This is a genomic window from Tropicimonas sp., assembly GCF_047971885.1.
GTDB lineage: Bacteria > Pseudomonadota > Alphaproteobacteria > Rhodobacterales > Rhodobacteraceae > Tropicimonas.
The window spans coordinates 1-15525 of the sequence record NZ_JBKEAE010000074.1 but is presented as its reverse complement, the minus strand read 5'-3'; the positions used below and the strand labels follow the sequence as shown (position 1 = coordinate 15525).

General features: G+C 65.6%; 16 protein-coding genes and 1 pseudogene. 9 read left to right on the top strand and 8 right to left on the bottom strand.

What is annotated here, in order from left to right; all coding sequences use genetic code 11:
- The 5 genes and pseudogenes from ACK5IR_RS07415 to ACK5IR_RS07395 form a co-directional block, all read right to left on the bottom strand.
- A pseudogene (locus ACK5IR_RS07415) lies at window positions 1–387 on the bottom strand (hypothetical protein); the annotation flags it as partial.
- Complete coding sequence (locus ACK5IR_RS07410) at window positions 384–992, bottom strand: heme NO-binding domain-containing protein (protein ID WP_416927448.1); 609 nt, start codon at window positions 990–992, stop codon at window positions 384–386. The gene ACK5IR_RS07410 and the pseudogene ACK5IR_RS07415, both read right to left, overlap by 4 nt.
- An 81-nt stretch (window positions 993–1073) precedes the next feature.
- The gene (locus ACK5IR_RS07405; RefSeq protein ID WP_416927446.1) at window positions 1074–2663 is read right to left on the bottom strand and encodes a trimethylamine methyltransferase family protein; all 1590 of its coding nucleotides are present in this window, start codon (window positions 2661–2663) and stop codon (window positions 1074–1076) included.
- Window positions 2664–2768: 105 nt separating this feature from the next.
- Window positions 2769–3464 carry an HAD family hydrolase gene (locus tag ACK5IR_RS07400; RefSeq protein ID WP_416927444.1) on the bottom strand — a complete coding sequence of 232 codons (696 nt, stop codon included), beginning with the start codon at window positions 3462–3464 and terminating at the stop codon, window positions 2769–2771.
- Window positions 3465–3476: 12 nt separating this feature from the next.
- Entirely contained in the window at window positions 3477–3752 is a 276-nt protein-coding gene (locus ACK5IR_RS07395) for a DUF3572 domain-containing protein (protein ID WP_416927443.1), read from the bottom strand.
- A 98-nt stretch (window positions 3753–3850) separates the two neighbouring features.
- Here ACK5IR_RS07395 and ACK5IR_RS07390 point away from each other — a divergent pair, with 98 nt between their 5' ends.
- The 6 genes from ACK5IR_RS07390 (at window position 3851) to ACK5IR_RS07365 (ending at window position 9472) form a co-directional block, all read left to right on the top strand.
- Window positions 3851–5254, top strand: a complete 1404-nt coding sequence (locus tag ACK5IR_RS07390) for a diguanylate cyclase (protein ID WP_416927441.1) — start codon at window positions 3851–3853, stop codon at window positions 5252–5254.
- A 313-nt stretch (window positions 5255–5567) separates the two neighbouring features.
- Window positions 5568–6176: a polysaccharide biosynthesis/export family protein gene (locus tag ACK5IR_RS07385; RefSeq protein ID WP_416927439.1), complete on the top strand. Its 609-nt coding sequence runs from the start codon at window positions 5568–5570 to the stop codon at window positions 6174–6176.
- Between the two features lie 4 nt (window positions 6177–6180).
- Complete coding sequence (locus tag ACK5IR_RS07380; RefSeq protein WP_416927437.1) at window positions 6181–7599, top strand: hypothetical protein; 1419 nt, start codon at window positions 6181–6183, stop codon at window positions 7597–7599.
- Window positions 7600–7738: 139 nt separating this feature from the next.
- Window positions 7739–8389 (top strand): rhomboid family intramembrane serine protease, encoded by a 651-nt coding sequence (locus ACK5IR_RS07375; RefSeq protein WP_416927435.1) that lies wholly within the window; start codon window positions 7739–7741, stop codon window positions 8387–8389.
- Window positions 8390–8587: 198 nt separating this feature from the next.
- A complete protein-coding gene (locus tag ACK5IR_RS07370) occupies window positions 8588–8836 on the top strand; it encodes a hypothetical protein (protein WP_416927433.1) in 249 nt (82 codons plus the stop codon).
- 294 nt (window positions 8837–9130) lie between these two features.
- Window positions 9131–9472, top strand: coding sequence for a DUF2853 family protein (locus ACK5IR_RS07365; protein ID WP_416927431.1), 342 nt, complete (start codon window positions 9131–9133; stop codon window positions 9470–9472).
- Between the two features lie 267 nt (window positions 9473–9739).
- On the opposite strand, the gene ACK5IR_RS07360 is transcribed toward ACK5IR_RS07365, so the two are convergent.
- The 3 genes from ACK5IR_RS07360 to tsaD all read right to left on the bottom strand — a co-directional run bounded on the left by ACK5IR_RS07360 (window position 9740) and on the right by tsaD (window position 11643).
- Entirely contained in the window at window positions 9740–10159 is a 420-nt protein-coding gene (locus ACK5IR_RS07360; protein WP_416927450.1) for an EVE domain-containing protein, read from the bottom strand.
- On the bottom strand, window positions 10159–10431 hold the full coding sequence (locus tag ACK5IR_RS07355; protein WP_416927429.1) for a YciI family protein: 273 nt from the start codon (window positions 10429–10431) through the stop codon (window positions 10159–10161). The genes ACK5IR_RS07360 and ACK5IR_RS07355 overlap by 1 nt, the downstream gene beginning before the upstream one ends.
- A gap of 99 nt (window positions 10432–10530) precedes the next feature.
- Entirely contained in the window at window positions 10531–11643 is a 1113-nt protein-coding gene (gene tsaD, locus ACK5IR_RS07350; protein ID WP_416927427.1) for a tRNA (adenosine(37)-N6)-threonylcarbamoyltransferase complex transferase subunit TsaD, read from the bottom strand.
- Between the two features lie 57 nt (window positions 11644–11700).
- Here tsaD and ACK5IR_RS07345 point away from each other — a divergent pair, with 57 nt between their 5' ends.
- The 3 genes from ACK5IR_RS07345 to ACK5IR_RS07335 all read left to right on the top strand — a co-directional run.
- Window positions 11701–12423 (top strand): uroporphyrinogen-III synthase, encoded by a 723-nt coding sequence (locus ACK5IR_RS07345; protein WP_416927425.1) that lies wholly within the window; start codon window positions 11701–11703, stop codon window positions 12421–12423.
- 77 nt (window positions 12424–12500) lie between these two features.
- Complete coding sequence (locus ACK5IR_RS07340; protein WP_416927423.1) at window positions 12501–14297, top strand: hypothetical protein; 1797 nt, start codon at window positions 12501–12503, stop codon at window positions 14295–14297.
- Between the two features lie 11 nt (window positions 14298–14308).
- A partial coding sequence (locus ACK5IR_RS07335) for a heme biosynthesis protein HemY (protein WP_416927421.1) occupies window positions 14309–15525 on the top strand: 1217 nt, incomplete at its 3' end.

Below are 15525 nucleotides of genomic sequence, written 5' to 3'. Positions count from 1 at the left end.
GGACAGGTTGATGAGCGCCCCCGCGCCGCAGGGCAGCGGAACGATCACCGCCTTGAACGTACCCTCCTCGCCCTCGCGGAACGAGAGCGACAGCCGCCCCGAATCGGCGCCGAGCAGATCCGGGACCGTCTCAAGACCGGGCGGCCGGCGGAGCCGGAAGAGATCGAACAGACCCGTTCCCTCCATGACCAGTCGCGGGCGCAGCTTGCGCAGCGTCGGCGCGGCGCGCAGGATCGTTCCCTCCATCGATACGACGAGATGCATCGGCATGAGCTTTTTGAGCGCGGCGATCTCCAGCCCGAGCGCGGTTCCGCATTGCGTGGTCCTGCACGCTCCCCTGCCGCACGGAGAGCCGTCCGAAAGAACCGAGAAGTCGCCCGATGTCACCGCTCGTCCCCGTCGCCACCGGTCGCCGGGCAGGCCAGACAGAAGCTTCGCCCCTCGGCAAAGGACGTGTCGAGCAGAACGACGTCTATCTCCTGCCGTCCGGGCGCGACACGGCGCAGATCCAGCAGTACCAGCGCGCCGTAATCGTCCGCCATCGCCCGCAGCACGCCGACCAGCACACAGGAAAAACCGGGATGCCCGCCCCTGACGACGATGGTGAACCGCCCGTCCGGCCCGTCGAGAAGCTCCAGATCGGGCAGAATCAGTTCGGCAACCGCAAGCCGCGCCCGGCCGGGCAGGTCTTCGAGCGATTGCAGGAAATCGAAAAACCCCTCGCCACCGAAACGCAGCAGCCGCCGGATCGATTCGGCGTTGGGATGGCTGACCAGATAGGTGCCCAGATCCTCGAGGATCATGTCGCCCGGCTTGTCGAGCATGCGCGCCGCCTCGTCGAGGAGCCTGACCGTCTGGGACTCGTCATAGACGAGCATCGCCTCGAACCCCTCGACCCCGACCCCGGCGAACAGCGCAATCTCCGCCCAGGCGCGCTGACCGTAGGTGTCGCGCAGAAAACACTGGATGGAGTTGTTGATGAGCCCGTGCATGCCTTGCCCTTTCGCGGGCAAGGCTAGGCTTGCATCGCTTAACAAAGCACCAATGGCCGGGCGCGCCTGCCGTAACGTGATCTAGAAGTCGGTCGGCGCCCCGCCCTCGGCCTTGCGCCGGGTTACAAAGGCGTCAAGTTCCTCGGCGATCGCCGGATCGAGCGGCGGCGGCTCGAAGCTGGCAACGATTTCCTTCCACAGGAAATGGGCGCGCTCTGCCGTCCAGACCCCGCCGGCAAGATCCCACGCCTCGTAATTGCGCCAGTCCGACAGGAACGGTTCGTAGAACGCGGTGGTGTAGCGCTCGCGGGTGTGGGCGGCGCCAAAGAAATGCCCCGCCGAGCCCACCTCGGCGATGGCATCGACCGCGATATCCCCCGGCGCCGTGGCGGTAAGCGCCGGTTCGAAATAGCGCTGGATCTGTTGCAGCACCTCGCAATCCATGACGAATTTCGCCGGGCTGCCGATCAGGCCGCCTTCGAGCCAGCCGGCGGCGTGATAAACGACGTTCGTTCCCGACTGGATTGCCGACCAGAGCGCATTCGAGGTTTCCCACATCGCCTGCCCGTCCGGCACGTTGGCCGCACAGGAGCCGCTGGCGCGCAGCGGCAGGCCGTAGAACCGCGCCATCTGGCCGGTCATCTGGGTCGCCCGGATATATTCGGGCGTGCCGAAAGCGGGCGCGCCGGATTTCATGTCGACATTGGAGGTAAAGGTGCCCAGCACGCAGGGACAGCCCGGCACGACCCATTGGAACAGGGCGATCGCCGAGAGCGCCTCGGCGATGGAAAGCGTCACCGCCCCGGCCATGGTGACCGGCGCCATCGCCCCCGCCAGCGTGAAGGGCGTGACATAGGCCGCCTGCCCGCGCCGGATCAGCCGCAGGCAGCCGTCGATCATCGGCCAGTCGTGCTTGAGCGGCGAGGTCGAGTTGATGTTGGTGTACATGCGCGGGGTGGCGGCAAATTCCTCGTCGCTCAGCCCGCCCGCGATGCGCACCATCTCCATCACGTCCTCGACCCGCTCGGGGCCGAGCGAATAGGCGTGCACCACCTTGTCGGTCAGAACCAGCTTGTCGTGCAGCACGTCGAGATGCCGTACAGCCGGATGGATATCCACCGGCTCGACAGGATAGCCGCCGGCGAAATGCATGCAGTTGAAATACTGGGTCAGCTTCAGCAGATCGGCGCAATGCCTGCGGGTGCCGGGAACCTTGCCGGTTTCCATGTCCCAGTAGTTGGGCGGAGACGAGACATTCCCGAACAGGATCGTCCGGCCGCCCACGGTGATCTGCCGGTCGGGGTTTCGCGGCGTGAGGGTGAAGCTTGCCGGCGCCCGGCCCAGCATTTCCATCACCCAGTCGCGCCCCATGCGCACGTTGGTTCCCTCGACGAGGCACCCCGCCTGACGGAACAGGTCGCGCGCCTCGTCGTTCAGGAACTCGATTCCCACCTCCTCGAGAACGCGCATCGCCCCGTCGTGAATGGCAAGAATACCCGCCTCGTCGAGCGGCTCCGTCGGCCGGTCGGTATTTTCCGGCAGCCGCCATGGCATCTGCCGGATGACCTCGTGCCCCTGACGGCGCGCATTTCCGGACCTTCCCCCTCCCCGGCGCCGGCGCGGCGGGGTATCTGCACTGTCCTTGCGGTCGGGATCACTGGCTTCGTTCATGGGCAACTCCTGCTGTTGTCTCAGAATGCCAAGGCTGCCACCGGGAACGAGTGCCGGAATGCGACGACCGATGTCGCAATCGACCGGCGAAGCCGCGGCCGGGCGTCAGTCGAGCCCGAGCCAGGCCGGCAGTTCACCGATATCGGCAAGAACCGCCGCGCTGTGGGGGGCAAGATCGCCGGCGGTGGCGGTGCCGGTAAGCACCGCAACCGGCACCATGCCGGCCGACCGCGCTGCGAACAGATCGTGGGTGCTGTCGCCGATCATCACCACCTCGTCTGCGGCCAGCCCCTGCGCCTCGGCAAAGGCGGTGCATTGCCCCGGCGCCGGCTTGGCGCCGTATCCGCTGTCGGAACCGGCGACAAAATCGAAAAGATCGAGCACACCCACACGGCCGAGTTGTGTCCGGGCGACAGATTCGTCGTCGTTGGTCGCCAGCCCCCGGATATACCCGGCCTCCCCCAGCCGCCTGAGAAGCGGCCGGAGCGGCACCGCCTCGACCGGCGGCACCGCGCGCGCGTTGGCGGACATTCGCGCCGCCAGATCGTCGCGCGCCATGCCCGGAAGCTTCGGCAGCAGCGCGTCGAGCGCCACCTGGCTGGTTCCTGCGATCACCGGGCTGTCGGGATGATAGCGCCGCTGCGCCCGGTCGAGCCGGATGGCGCCGGCAAGCTCATCGGCCAGCCGCGTATCGCCGCCGGCGAGATCGAGCAGGAAATCCGATGTCCAGCCGCCCCACATCTTCTGAAAGTCGAAAAGCGTGCCGTCCTTGTCGAAAAGCAATCCGCGATATCGTCCCACGATTTCCTTCCCTCAGGTCCAGTCAGGCGCAACATCGCCGAGCGCGACACGCGCGGCAAGCGGCAGCGCATAGTCGATGCGCTCCGCCTCGCAAAATGCCGCGATCCAGGCATCGTCCATCGTCAGGAATTCGAGAACCGAGCCGAGAAACTCCGGATCGTCGGCGCGGGTCCGGAGATCTGCCGCTGTCGCCCCGGTCGATCCGAGGAACAGCGGCAGAAGCTCGTCGTTGCCGACGAGCCAGGCAAGCGCGCGAATCGCGAGCGTTTCGGCATTTTCCCGCTGCATGATGGCTCCCGGCAGATTCGAGCAAGGTTTGGTTAACCAATCACAACAAATGATGCGAGCGACAAGAGCCCTTGGCCGCCGGAACAGGAGATTGGCCCATGCCGGGTCGCATATTGCTGGTTGACGACATCGCCGCCAATCGGACGGTGCTGGCGCAGAAGCTGTCCGGCGCATTCTACGACGTTCTGCATGCCGAAAACGGGGACAAGGCGCTGAACCTGGCCCGATGCGACCGGCCGGACATCGTTCTGGTTGACGGAAAAACGGCGGAATCCGGCGGATTCGGAATATGCCGGCGCCTGCGGGCCGATCCGCGCACCTCGGAAATCCCCATCGTCATTCTTGCCCGGCAGAACGATACCGAAGCCAAGCTGTCGGCCCTGACCGCCGGCGCCGACGAATTCCTGTCCGCGCCGCTCGATGACATGGTGCTGCTGGCGCGCATCAGATCGCTGTTGCGTGCGCGGGATATCGCCGCCGAACTGGCCCTTCGCGAAGGCACGAGTCAGGCGCTCGGCTTTGCCGAACCGGCGGCGGATTTCTCACCCGCCGGCCGCATCTGCCTGATCGCGCAAGACATGGAACGGGCCCGGCAGTGGCGGGAGCGGCTACGCAGCCGGATCCGGGACCGGATCGAAATACGCGACCGCGCCGGGGCGTTGAGCCCGGGAACTGCGGTGCCGGATCTTTTCATCCTTACCTCCGAGCCGGGCGATGCGCGCAGCGGTCTGCTTCTGCTTTCGGAACTGCGCTCGCGCCCCGAGACCCGTCACGCGGGCATCATCGTGACCGTCGCCCCCGACGATCAGCCATCGGCGGCGATGGCGCTCGATCTGGGCGCCTCGGATCTCGTCACCCTGCCGCTGGGTTTTGACGAACTGGCCCTGCGCCTCAAGGCGATGATGCGCCGGAAACGGCAGGGCGACCGGCTGCGGGACCGCCTGCGGGACGGGTTGCAGATGGCGGTGACAGACCCGCTGACCGGGCTCTACAACAGGCGCTACGCGATGTCCCACCTCAAACGCGTCCGCGACCGGGCGCTTGTCTCGGAACGGAGCTTTGCCGTGATGCTGGTCGATCTCGACCATTTCAAAACGGTCAACGACAGCTACGGCCACGGCGTCGGCGATGCCATTCTTCAGGCAGTCGCGAAACGCATCTCGATGAACCTGCGCAGCGTCGATCTGGTCGCGCGGTTCGGTGGGGAGGAATTTCTGATCGTCCTGCCCGATGTGGACCTGCGCGGGGCGCAGCGCGTGGCAGAACGGCTGCGCCGCGAGGTCGGCACCTCGACCATCCTGTTGCCGGCAACGGCGCGGCGCGGCGCGCTTCCGGTCACGCAGACAATCTCGATCGGACTTGCGCTCGGCAGCGGCTCGCCGCCGAATGGAGGCGACGAGTTGTCCGAGATTCTGGATCGGGCCGACCGCGCGCTTTACCAGTCCAAGGAGCGCGGCCGCAACCGCGTCACGCTCGACGGCGCGGTTCGCGCCGCAGCTTAGGTGCGGACAACATGGCAGAGCCGTTTGCTACGATTCGGACCCCGCCGGAAGACCGGCCGATGAGACACCCAGTCGCGGACGATCGCATGGCCGTCAGATGGCGATACACTGGCCGCCTGGCCGCAATTCGGGAAAATCCGGACATCCGCGACCGGTTCCGCTATGCAACACTGGGCCGCCGTTGCCTGCAAGGGGTGTCAAATTGCTCGCCTGCTGGCGGAGCATGGTATAGTCGCTTGGCAAAGCATCGACCGGAATGCCGCGAAAAACAGCGGCAACCAGGCAGAGAAGCAGGAACGAAGAGGGCCGCAAGATGAAATTGACGATGATCGTGCAGGTCCTGTTTGCACTGGTCGTGAGCGTTGTCTCCGCCAGCGCGCAGGGCAATTACCTCATTCAACCCGGCGACCGGCTGGCGATCGAGGTGCTCGAGGATACCTCGCTCAACCGGCAGGCGCTGGTTCTGCCGGACGGACGGTTCAGCTTCCCGCTCGCCGGCAGCGTGGCCGCCGGCGGCATGACGACCGATCAGGTGCAGCGGGCGATCGCCGGCAGGATTGCCGGCAACTTTGCCGTCGAACCGACGGTGTTCGTGTCGATTGTCGGTCTGGCGCCGACGCAGGAGGGAATCGGCGACGGCGATATCATAACCGTCTATCTTATGGGCGAGGTTCTAGCGCCTGGCGCCAAACCGGTCGAAACGGGAACCACCCTGTTGCAGGCGCTCTCCCAGAGCGGCGGTTTCAGCCCCTTCGCCGCCACCAAGCGCCTTCAGCTTCGCCGACTCGACCCCAAGTCGGGCCAGCAGCGGCTTTACAAGATCAACTACAAGGCGATCGCGCGTGGCGCGCAGATGTCGCAAGACCCTGTTCTGCGGGACGGAGACGTGATCATCGTACCCGAACGCCGCCTGTTCGAGTGATCCGATGCAATGTGGTAGTGCGCGCCCGGCGACCCTGCCGCGTTCCGCTCGCGTTACGGGCCAGTTGGGTCTTGCCACCGCCGTGGTTGTTGTGGCGAGCGCCATCACGGTTGCGGCGCAGAACGCCGGCAGCAGCGCCCCGGAGCTTTATCTCGACCTTGAAACCGGCCTGCGCTTCGACGACAACTACGAAAGCCTCGCCGATCCCTGGGGGTCGACATCGCTTTGGGAAACGAAACTGATGCTCGGATACCGCGCCACGACACCGGTCGACCGTTTCGAATTCGCGACCGGCGCATGGTTCGACGTAGGCGATTTTGCCGAAGAGCCCGACCAGACAACGGATATTCGCGATCCGTTCATCGAACTCGATTATGGCCGGATAGGCAAGCATTCCTCGTTCGACATCGGCGCCTCCTACCGCGAGACCGACAACGGCGTGTCGTTCGTCGAGGTCCCGGAACTCAGCACCGATCTGATCGTCGATCAGGGCAAGCGCGTCACGACGAATGCGGATGTCGCCCTGGCTCTCGGACAGGACGGGCCGCTGAGCTTTGCCGGCAACCTGTCGTACCGGCAAATCCGCTATGAAGACACCACCGACCCCGACCTTGCCGATCAGGAACTGATGCAGGGCGATATCGAGGTCGGGCTTGCCCTGACGCGAACCGCACGGCTGCTGTTTCTGGCGGATTATTACAGCCTCGACCACCTGAGTTCCGTCGGCGAGGACGAAACCCGCACCTCGGCCGGCATCGGCCTGTCGGCCGCGATCAGCCCGGCGCTGAGCTTTTTCGGTTCCGTCAGCCAGTCGCGGGATGTCTATGAATACACCGCCTTTGGCGAGCGCTACAAGCAGGACGAATCATCGCCGACGGTCGATCTGCGCCTGACGCGCCTGCTGCGCAACGGCGCGATTTTCGGCTCGCTGCAAAACAATCTGACCAGTACCGGACTGCAATCGACACTGATGCTGGGGCGCGAAATGGAGCTTCCGCGCGGTTCGCTGGATTTTTCGTTCGGTGCGACACGAACCGACGATGGCGATATCAACCCGGTCGGCGCGCTGGGTTGGGTCCGGGATTACAAGACCTCGCAATTCTCGGTCGATTTCAACTCCTCGGTCGGCACCGAAGACGACGAGAATTATGTCAACAGCTATCTCTCGGCCAGTTTCCGGCAGGAACTGACCCGACAGTCGGGAATGGAAATTCTGGCGCGGCTCAGCGCATCGGAGGGGATCGGCGACAACGACATCAGCCGCCGGCAGACAACGTTCGAGATCAAATATTCGCACGAGGTGACAAAGCACTGGGATCTGGTCGCCGGCTATCGCCACTCCGATTCCAGGGACGACGACGAGACGATCTCGCGCAACGTGGTCTTCACCACGCTCGACCGGCGTTTCAGCATCCGGCCCTGACGCCGCCCGCCGGTATGACAGGGCCGGTGCTGCCGCGACGCGGCTGATACCGAAACAGCAGACGACCGGTTAACTACCCCGCGCTCCGGAGCTTCATATTCGCTTGTGCACAGACTTCGCAGCGCGCATTCATTCGAACATGGCAGACCGGGCAGGCAGCGAACCGGAGGAACCCTCCAGCGGCAGGTACGTCGCGATCGTTCTGATCGCGATTTGCGTGAGCGTGGAACTTGTCCTGCAACTCGCCGATCTCAGTATCGTTCCGGTTCCCCGTCTTCGCGCCCTTGCCTTCGAATATGGCGCTTTCTGGCCGGGGTTGCTGCGCGACTGGCGACCGAACTATGTGATCCAGCCCTGGACGATGTTCGTGACCTACGGGTTCCTGCATGCGGGGCTGATGCACCTGAGCTTCAACATGCTGACACTCTGGCAGCTTGGCGGGGTGATAATCGTGCGGATCGGTGGCATCGGGTTTCTTGCGTTGTATATGGTGTCGATGGTTTTCGGCGCGCTCGCCTTTGGTTTGACCACAACCAACGGGCAGCCCATGGTTGGGGCGTCGGGCGCCCTGTTCGGGCTTGCGGGGGCGCTGGTCGCCTGGGCCTGGGTTTCCCGCCCCGATACCCGTGCCTCGTTGCGGGCGACATGGAAGGCGCTGAGCTTTCTCCTCCTGATCAACGTCGTCATGTATCTCGCCTTTGCCGGACGCATCGCCTGGGAGACGCATCTGGGCGGTTTCATCGCCGGATGGATCTCGGGGCTGGTGCTGCTGCGCAGGGGCGCGCGCTGAGCCCCGTTGCCCGATCGCCCGGCACCGCGAACGCCCGGTCAGTCATTCCTTCAGCCTTCTGACCGAAGATCCGTCCGTTAACACAGTGTTGCCGCCCGGGAGCGGACGACGCGGGCTGCGGTCATGCCCAGATCGCCAGCCGGCATTCCCGCCGCCCCAGACGGCATCGGTTCATACCTGGAACGAAAGGAACCGGAAATGAGCACCTGGCAGTCCGACGCGCTGATCACCGGCGGCTTTGTCCATTCGGCCAAGCCCGCCACCCTCGATATCGATCCGCGCGGCGGCATGGTAGAGATCGCCCTGCAGGATGCGGACGGGATCTGGAGGACTTTCGAGTCATTCGACACGCTCGGCTCGTTCAAGATCGAGGTGGTCAATACGCCGCCACTGCGCATCAGCGCCACCGCCGACGCGGTCTTTCGCTGGACCTGGCACGAATCGTAAGCCGGGATCGCGCGGCACGCCGCAATCGGAACCCTGCCCCTGGAAAGCCGGCCGTTCAGGCCGGTTTTGTCGTTTCCGCAATCCGTCGCACGCCCGGCCCCATACGGGGAAAGGGCAGGAAATGCGCCGCTCCCGCGATGCTCTGACGTGAAAGTTGCGGTAAAGCCGTTCGTTTGTGCCCGGTTTCGCTTGTGTCCGGTTCTTTCGCCGCTAACCTGCACCATCAGCAGGCATGGCACGATTGGCACTGCCCTGCAGGTGTATTGTTGTTGTCATTGCAAGGAGACGAAAGACATGGGCAAACGCGACGAGTTGATTGCGAAATATGCGGAAGACCTCAGGGTGAAGTGCGGAATCGAGCCCGACATGGATCTGCTGACCAAGGTTACCATCGGCTGCGGCCCGGCGATCTACAACGACGACGCCTCGACCGTCGCCGCAAGCCAGGCCAGCGAACTCGAAACCGTCAAACAGAACTTCCTGATCGGGAAACTCGGTCTGGCCGACGGTCCCGACCTGATGGACGGCATCAGGGCCGCGATCGAGACCTACGGGTCCTCGGAGCGGACCAAGTATCGCGCCGTCTTCTATTACCTTCTCACCAGGCATTTCGGCAAGGAAGCCGTCTACGGCTGATCGGCCCCGGTTGAACCAAATACGCGACACTTCTCCTTTGCAGCGAATCGAAGTGTCGCGTATCGCTTCAGGACGGGTCAGGACGACCCCCGAGATTACTTCCAACACGTGTGGTGCGAAAAGGCACGTGGGGCAAATGGAGGGTTCCGGGGGTGGGACCCTCCATTCTTGATTCCGTTACAGGCGCCTGAGCAGGCCGGGCCGGCGAAGCGCCGTGTATTGACGGGCGCGAGCGGCGCAACGCTGCCCCGCTCGAAGCCGCTTCGCTCAGGGCGCGATACCACCCAGTTCGCAGACGATCTTCCATTCCTCTTCGCTCACCGGCTGCACCGAAAGGCGCGCGTTCCGCACCAGCGCCATGTCGGCAAGCTCCGGATGCTGGCGTATCTCTGCCAGCGGCACGGGTCGCGCCAGTGGCTCGAGCGCGCGGATATCGACACATTCCCAGCGCGGATCGTCGCTGGTCGTATCGGGGTGGGCCTCGGCGCAGACCTCGACGATACCGATCACGGCCTTGTCCTTCTGAGAATGATAGAAAAAGCCACGATCGCCCGGCTTCATCGCCCGCATGTTGTTGCGCGCCTGATAGTTGCGCACCCCGTCCCATTGTTCGCCTTCAGCCCCCTTTGCCATCTGATCCGTCCACGACCAGACCGAGGGCTCCGACTTGAAGAGCCAGCGGGCCATCAGCCGACGACCTTGTTCCATGGCCGCAACTCGACATCCTCGAACAGCCCCGCCCTTGCGTAGGGGTCGCCATCGGCCCAGGCCCGGGCCTGATCCATCGTTTCGACGTTCAGGATCACCAGCGAACCGCACATCGTGCCCTCGCCATCGAGAAACGGCCCGGCCTGCAAGACGAGACCGGAGGATTCGATGTGCTCCAGATGGGCCGCCCGGTTGTCGAGGCGAATCTGCAATGCACCGGGTTTGTCCTTGGCGATCAGGGCGACAAGCATCCTGGGGCTCCTTAGTTGACAGTTTACCGCACAATCCCGCGACGGCCGGCGCAAGGCAAGCCCCTCGCTGGCAGCAACGGCCGAGCGGCGGCACCTTCGCTACGCCTTCGCGCCTTTCCTGCCCGATCCCAGCATTGCCGCCTGCCGGGTATCGAGCGGCCAGCGCGGGCGGGCAGCCAGAGTCATGTCGTCGTACTGTCCAAGCCGGGCCTTTTCGATACCCGCCCAGGCGATCATCGCCGCATTGTCGGTGCAGAGCGCCAGCGGAGGCGCGGCAAATCCGACACCCACCCTGTCGCAAAGCGCCTGAAGCCGCGCCCGGATCAGCCGGTTGGCCGCAACCCCTCCCGCAACCGCAAATACCGGAAGCGGAGGCCCGCTTTCCATGTAGATACCGATCGCGCGGCGGGCCTTTTCGGCCAGAACATCGGCGACGGCCGCCTGAAACCCGGCACACAGGTCGGCCCTGTCGCCTTCGCGCAGGCCGCCGGCGACGGCGATACAGCCGTCGCGCGCCCGGAGCAGGGCCGTCTTGAGCCCCGAAAACGACATGTCGCAGCCCGGACGGTCGAGAAGCGGGCGTGGAAAGGCGAAGCGATCCGCGTCGCCCCGGGCCGCCAGCCGCTCGACCTGCGGGCCACCCGGCTGCGGCAGCGCCAGAAGCTTCGCCGTCTTGTCGAACGCCTCGCCCGGAGCGTCGTCGATGGTGCCGCCAAGGCGATGGAACCTGTCCGGCGCCTCGACAATCAGGAACTGGCAATGCCCGCCCGAGACCAGAAGCATCAGGTAGGGAAAGGCCAGCCCGTCGGTCAGCCGCGGCGTCAGCGCATGTCCGGCCAGATGGTTGACCCCGATCAGCGGCAACCCGCTGCCCAGCGCCAGCCCCTTGGCGCACATGACTCCCGAAAGCACGCCGCCGATCAGCCCCGGCCCGGCGGTCACGGCGATCGCGTCCAGATCGGCAAGCCGCAACCCAGTCGCGCGCAATGCGGCCTCGACCACGATATCCAGCTTTTCGGCATGCGCCCGGGCCGCGATCTCGGGGACAACCCCGCCAAAGGCCGCGTGCAGATCGTTCTGGCCGGCAACGATGTTCGACAGGATTTCGCCTCGGCCAGACGACGCACAGCGCACGACAGCTGCCGACGTATCGTCGCAGCTGCTTTCGATTCCAAGCAGGGTGATCGGAAGACGCGATTCGGATGGTTGCACGGAATACCCGTCCGGGGTTACCTCGATCCGGTCCAGATAACCCCTGTGGCGGAAAAAGTGAACCGTGCCGAAACATCCCTGCTTCTGACGCGCCCCGAGCCTGCCGCACGACGGTTTCTCGGCCAGTTGCAGCAGGATGCCGGCGATTTCCTGCAAGTGGCGGTCTCGCCGCTTCAGAAAATCGTCCATCTCGACCGAGCGGGACCGGTTCCTGCCGATGCCGGTTTCATCCTGACCTCTGAACACGGCGTTTCGGCGGTGGAGGCGCGTCTGGCCAATCGGGGCCGGCACGTCTGGTGCGTCGGGCGGCGCACGGCGGAACGCGCCCGCAAGGCGGGATTCGATGTGGTGATTGTCGCTGAAACCGCCGAGGCACTGACCGGGCTTATCCTGGACGCCGCGCCGCGCCGGCCGCTGGTTCATGTCGCCGGCCTGCATCGCAGCGGCGATATCGTCGGACGGTTGAACGACGCGGGAATAGCCGCAAGCGTATGTATCGCCTACGATCAGCAGGCCGTTGCGCTCTCGCCGGCGGCCAAAGATCTGATCGCGGCGGCGGGCGACGTGGTGGTGCCGAGCTTTTCGCCCCGGTCGACCCGGCTGCTCGCCGATGCAACCGCCGGGCGTTGCGCCCGGCTGCATCTGGTCGCCATCAGCCGGGCCGCAACGGCGGGATGGGTGCCGCGCTCAGGTGAAAAACTGGTTGTTGCCCAAAGCCCGGATGCGGTAGCGATGGTTGCCGCAGTGCGTAGTCTGTTTGACGCAGACCGCCAAACTTGAGGCAGAGGCAATGTAAAGCTAGATTCACATCCTGTAGCTGGCAGGCGGATCCTGCTTCAACTCGGGGGAACATTTCAGTGACCGACAAGAAAACGCCCGACACAGCGTCCAACGGGACGGAACGCACCGAAGAGGATCTGGGCGTGGAAGCGCAACCCCAGCCCGATGCGGATCGTGAACCCGACCAGACCGCCCGGGAGGGCGACAGCGACATCATTGAAGACGCCGAGATCGTCGACGGGACGGAAATCGTCTCGGAACATCCGGACGCCCTGGTGGAGCCCGCTGAACCCGCCGGCACCCCTCCGGCGGCATCCGGAACGCCGGACGCGGGGCCGCTCGTGCTGGAAGATGCCATCCCGGCGGACGAAACGGAGGCGGATGAACCCGGCGGCCTGCCCGTGGATCAGCCGGCCGACGAACCCGACGACAACACGGTCGACGAGGATGACGTGACTGCGCTGGAGACCCTCGACGGGGTTGCCGGACACCCTGCGGCGGCTGAAACGACGCTCGCCGCAGCGGCAATTCCCCTGACCGCGCCGGCCGACAGCGCGACAGCAGAGCCGGAGCCGGTCGACGCGAAGGTCGACCCGATCCCCGACCACAGGTCCGGGCCGGAACCGAAACCCGAACCGGCAAGAGCAGCCGCTACCGCGCTGACACCTGAAAAGGAAACCGTGATCGAGCGTCGCGGCGGCGTGTTGCCCGGATTTGTCGGTGGCGCCGTCGCGGCGCTGGGTCTGGCATTTGCCGCGCCCTATGTGATCCCGGCCGACAAGCTGCCGTTCAACACCGTCGAACTGCAAAAGACAATTGCCGGACAGGGTGATACGATCGGAACACTTCAGGCGGAGATCGCGGATCTGCGCGGAAAGCTCGCCGAAGCCGCCACCACAGCCGACCTTGCCGCCCTCCGGAGCGAGGCCGACGCGACACGCGACACGATATCGACCCAGATCAGCAGCGTATCGGGCAGCCTTGACGAGTTGCGCGCGCAGGCAGCGACCGCCGACAATCTGGCCCAGACGACCGCCGGCCTGGCTCAGGCGACCGCCAGCATCAGCGCGATGGGCGCCGAACAGGCGACGATCAGGACACAGATCGCCGAGTTGGAGAAACGCCCGATCGCCGAGGCGACGGACCCGGCAGCCGTGTCGGCGCTCCGCGCCTACGAAGCCGAGATGGCCGCGCTGCGCAATGACGTGGCCGCCCAGATCGGACGCTCGGAAGAGCTTGCCGCATCGACCGCCGCCGCCGCCAATGAGGCGGTGGAGCGCGCGGTCGCCGCATCGCAGGCCGCAATGGCGGATGCCGAGGCCGCAAAACAGGCGGCGATGGCAGATGCCGAGGCGGCAAAGCAGGCGGCCGCAGCCGAGGCCGCCGCAGCCGCACGGGCACAGGCGCTGGTCGATATCCAGGCCGCGCTCGAAACCGGCGCCCCCTTCGACGGCGCTCTGGCCGCGCTCGGCCAGACCGGGGTGCCGGCGGCCTTGTCGGCGGTTGCCGGCAGCGGCGTCGCAACGCTGGCCGATCTGCAGAAGTCGTTTGCCCCCGCCGCCCGCGAGGCGCTTGCCGGCGCGCGCCGCGAAGCCGCTCCCGACGACGACATGGGCGGCCGCGTCGGGTCGTTCATGCAGCGGCAGCTTGGCCTGCGCTCTCTCGCGCCACGCGAAGGCAACGATCCGGACGCAGTACTGAGCCGCGCCGAAGCGAATGTCGCAGGTGCCGATCTCGCCGGCGCGGTCAGCGAACTGTCCAACCTTCCGCAAGCCGGCCAGCAGGCCATGGCGGAGTGGATCGCGCTCGCCGATGCGCGCGCGCGGGCGCTCGCCGCCGCCGATGAACTTGCCGCCAGCCTGGCCACCAACTGAGGAAGCCCCCGATGCTCTGGTCCCTTATCAAGATTCTTCTGTTCATTGCGCTGGTTGCGGGTCTGACGATCGGTGCGGGCTACATCATGCAGCACGGTCCCGATGTGGTCCTGTCGATCCCCGGCTATTTCGAGGTCACGCTCGGGCCGCTTCAGGCGGTGCTCGCCGGTCTCGCCGCCTTCGTGGTCATCTGGCTCGCATTATTCGCGATCGGGCTGCTCATCGCTTTCGTCCGCTTCCTGCTCGGCGACGAAACCGCCCTTTCGCGTTACATCGACCGCAACCGCGAGCGGCGCGGCTACCGGGCGCTGACAGACGCGCTGATGGCGCTCGCCTCGGGCGAGGGGCGGCTGGCGATGGCCAAGGCGGTAAAGGCGGAAAAGCTGCTCGACAACCCGACCGCAACCAAGGTCATCATCGCCGAGGCCGCCGAGATGATCGGCGAGCGGCAGAAGGCCGAAGAAGCCTACAAGGCCCTGCTCGGCGACGACAAGACCCGTTTCGTCGGGGTGCGCGGGATCATGAAGCAGAAGCTCGACGAGGGCGACACCGAAACCGCGCTCAAACTGGCGGAGGCCGCCTTTGCGCTGAAGCCGAAGAACGAGGAAATCCAGGATACGCTGCTCAAGCTTCAGGCCGACAAGCACGACTGGGCGGGCGCACGCAGAACGCTGGGCACCAAGCTCAAGACGGGCACGCTGCCGCGCGATGTCTATCGCCGCCGCGATGCCGTTCTCGCCCTCTCCGAGGCCGAAGACGTCTTTGCCGACGGCAAGACGGTGGAAGCCCGCGAAGAGGCGATCGAGGCCAACCGGAAATCGCCCGATCTCATCCCCGCCTCGGTCATGGCGGCACGCGCCTATATCGAGCAGGGCAAACCGCGCTATGCGGCGCGCGTGCTCAAGAAGACCTGGGAGGTGAACCCCCACCCCGATCTGGCTGTCGCCTTTGCCGAGATCGTGCCCGACGAGAATCCAAAGGCGCGCCTGAAGCGCTTTACCGAACTGACGAAGATCAACCCGGCCAATCCGGAAACCCGGATGCTCTCGGCCGAACTGAACATCGCCGCCGAGGATTTCCCGGCCGCCCGCCGGGCACTGGGCGATCTGGCCGTCACCGATCCGACGGCGCGGTCGCTGTCGATCATGGCCGCGATCGAACGGGGCGAGGGCACCGACGACGCGGTGGTACGCGGCTGGCTTGCCAAGGCCGTCACCGCACCGCGTGG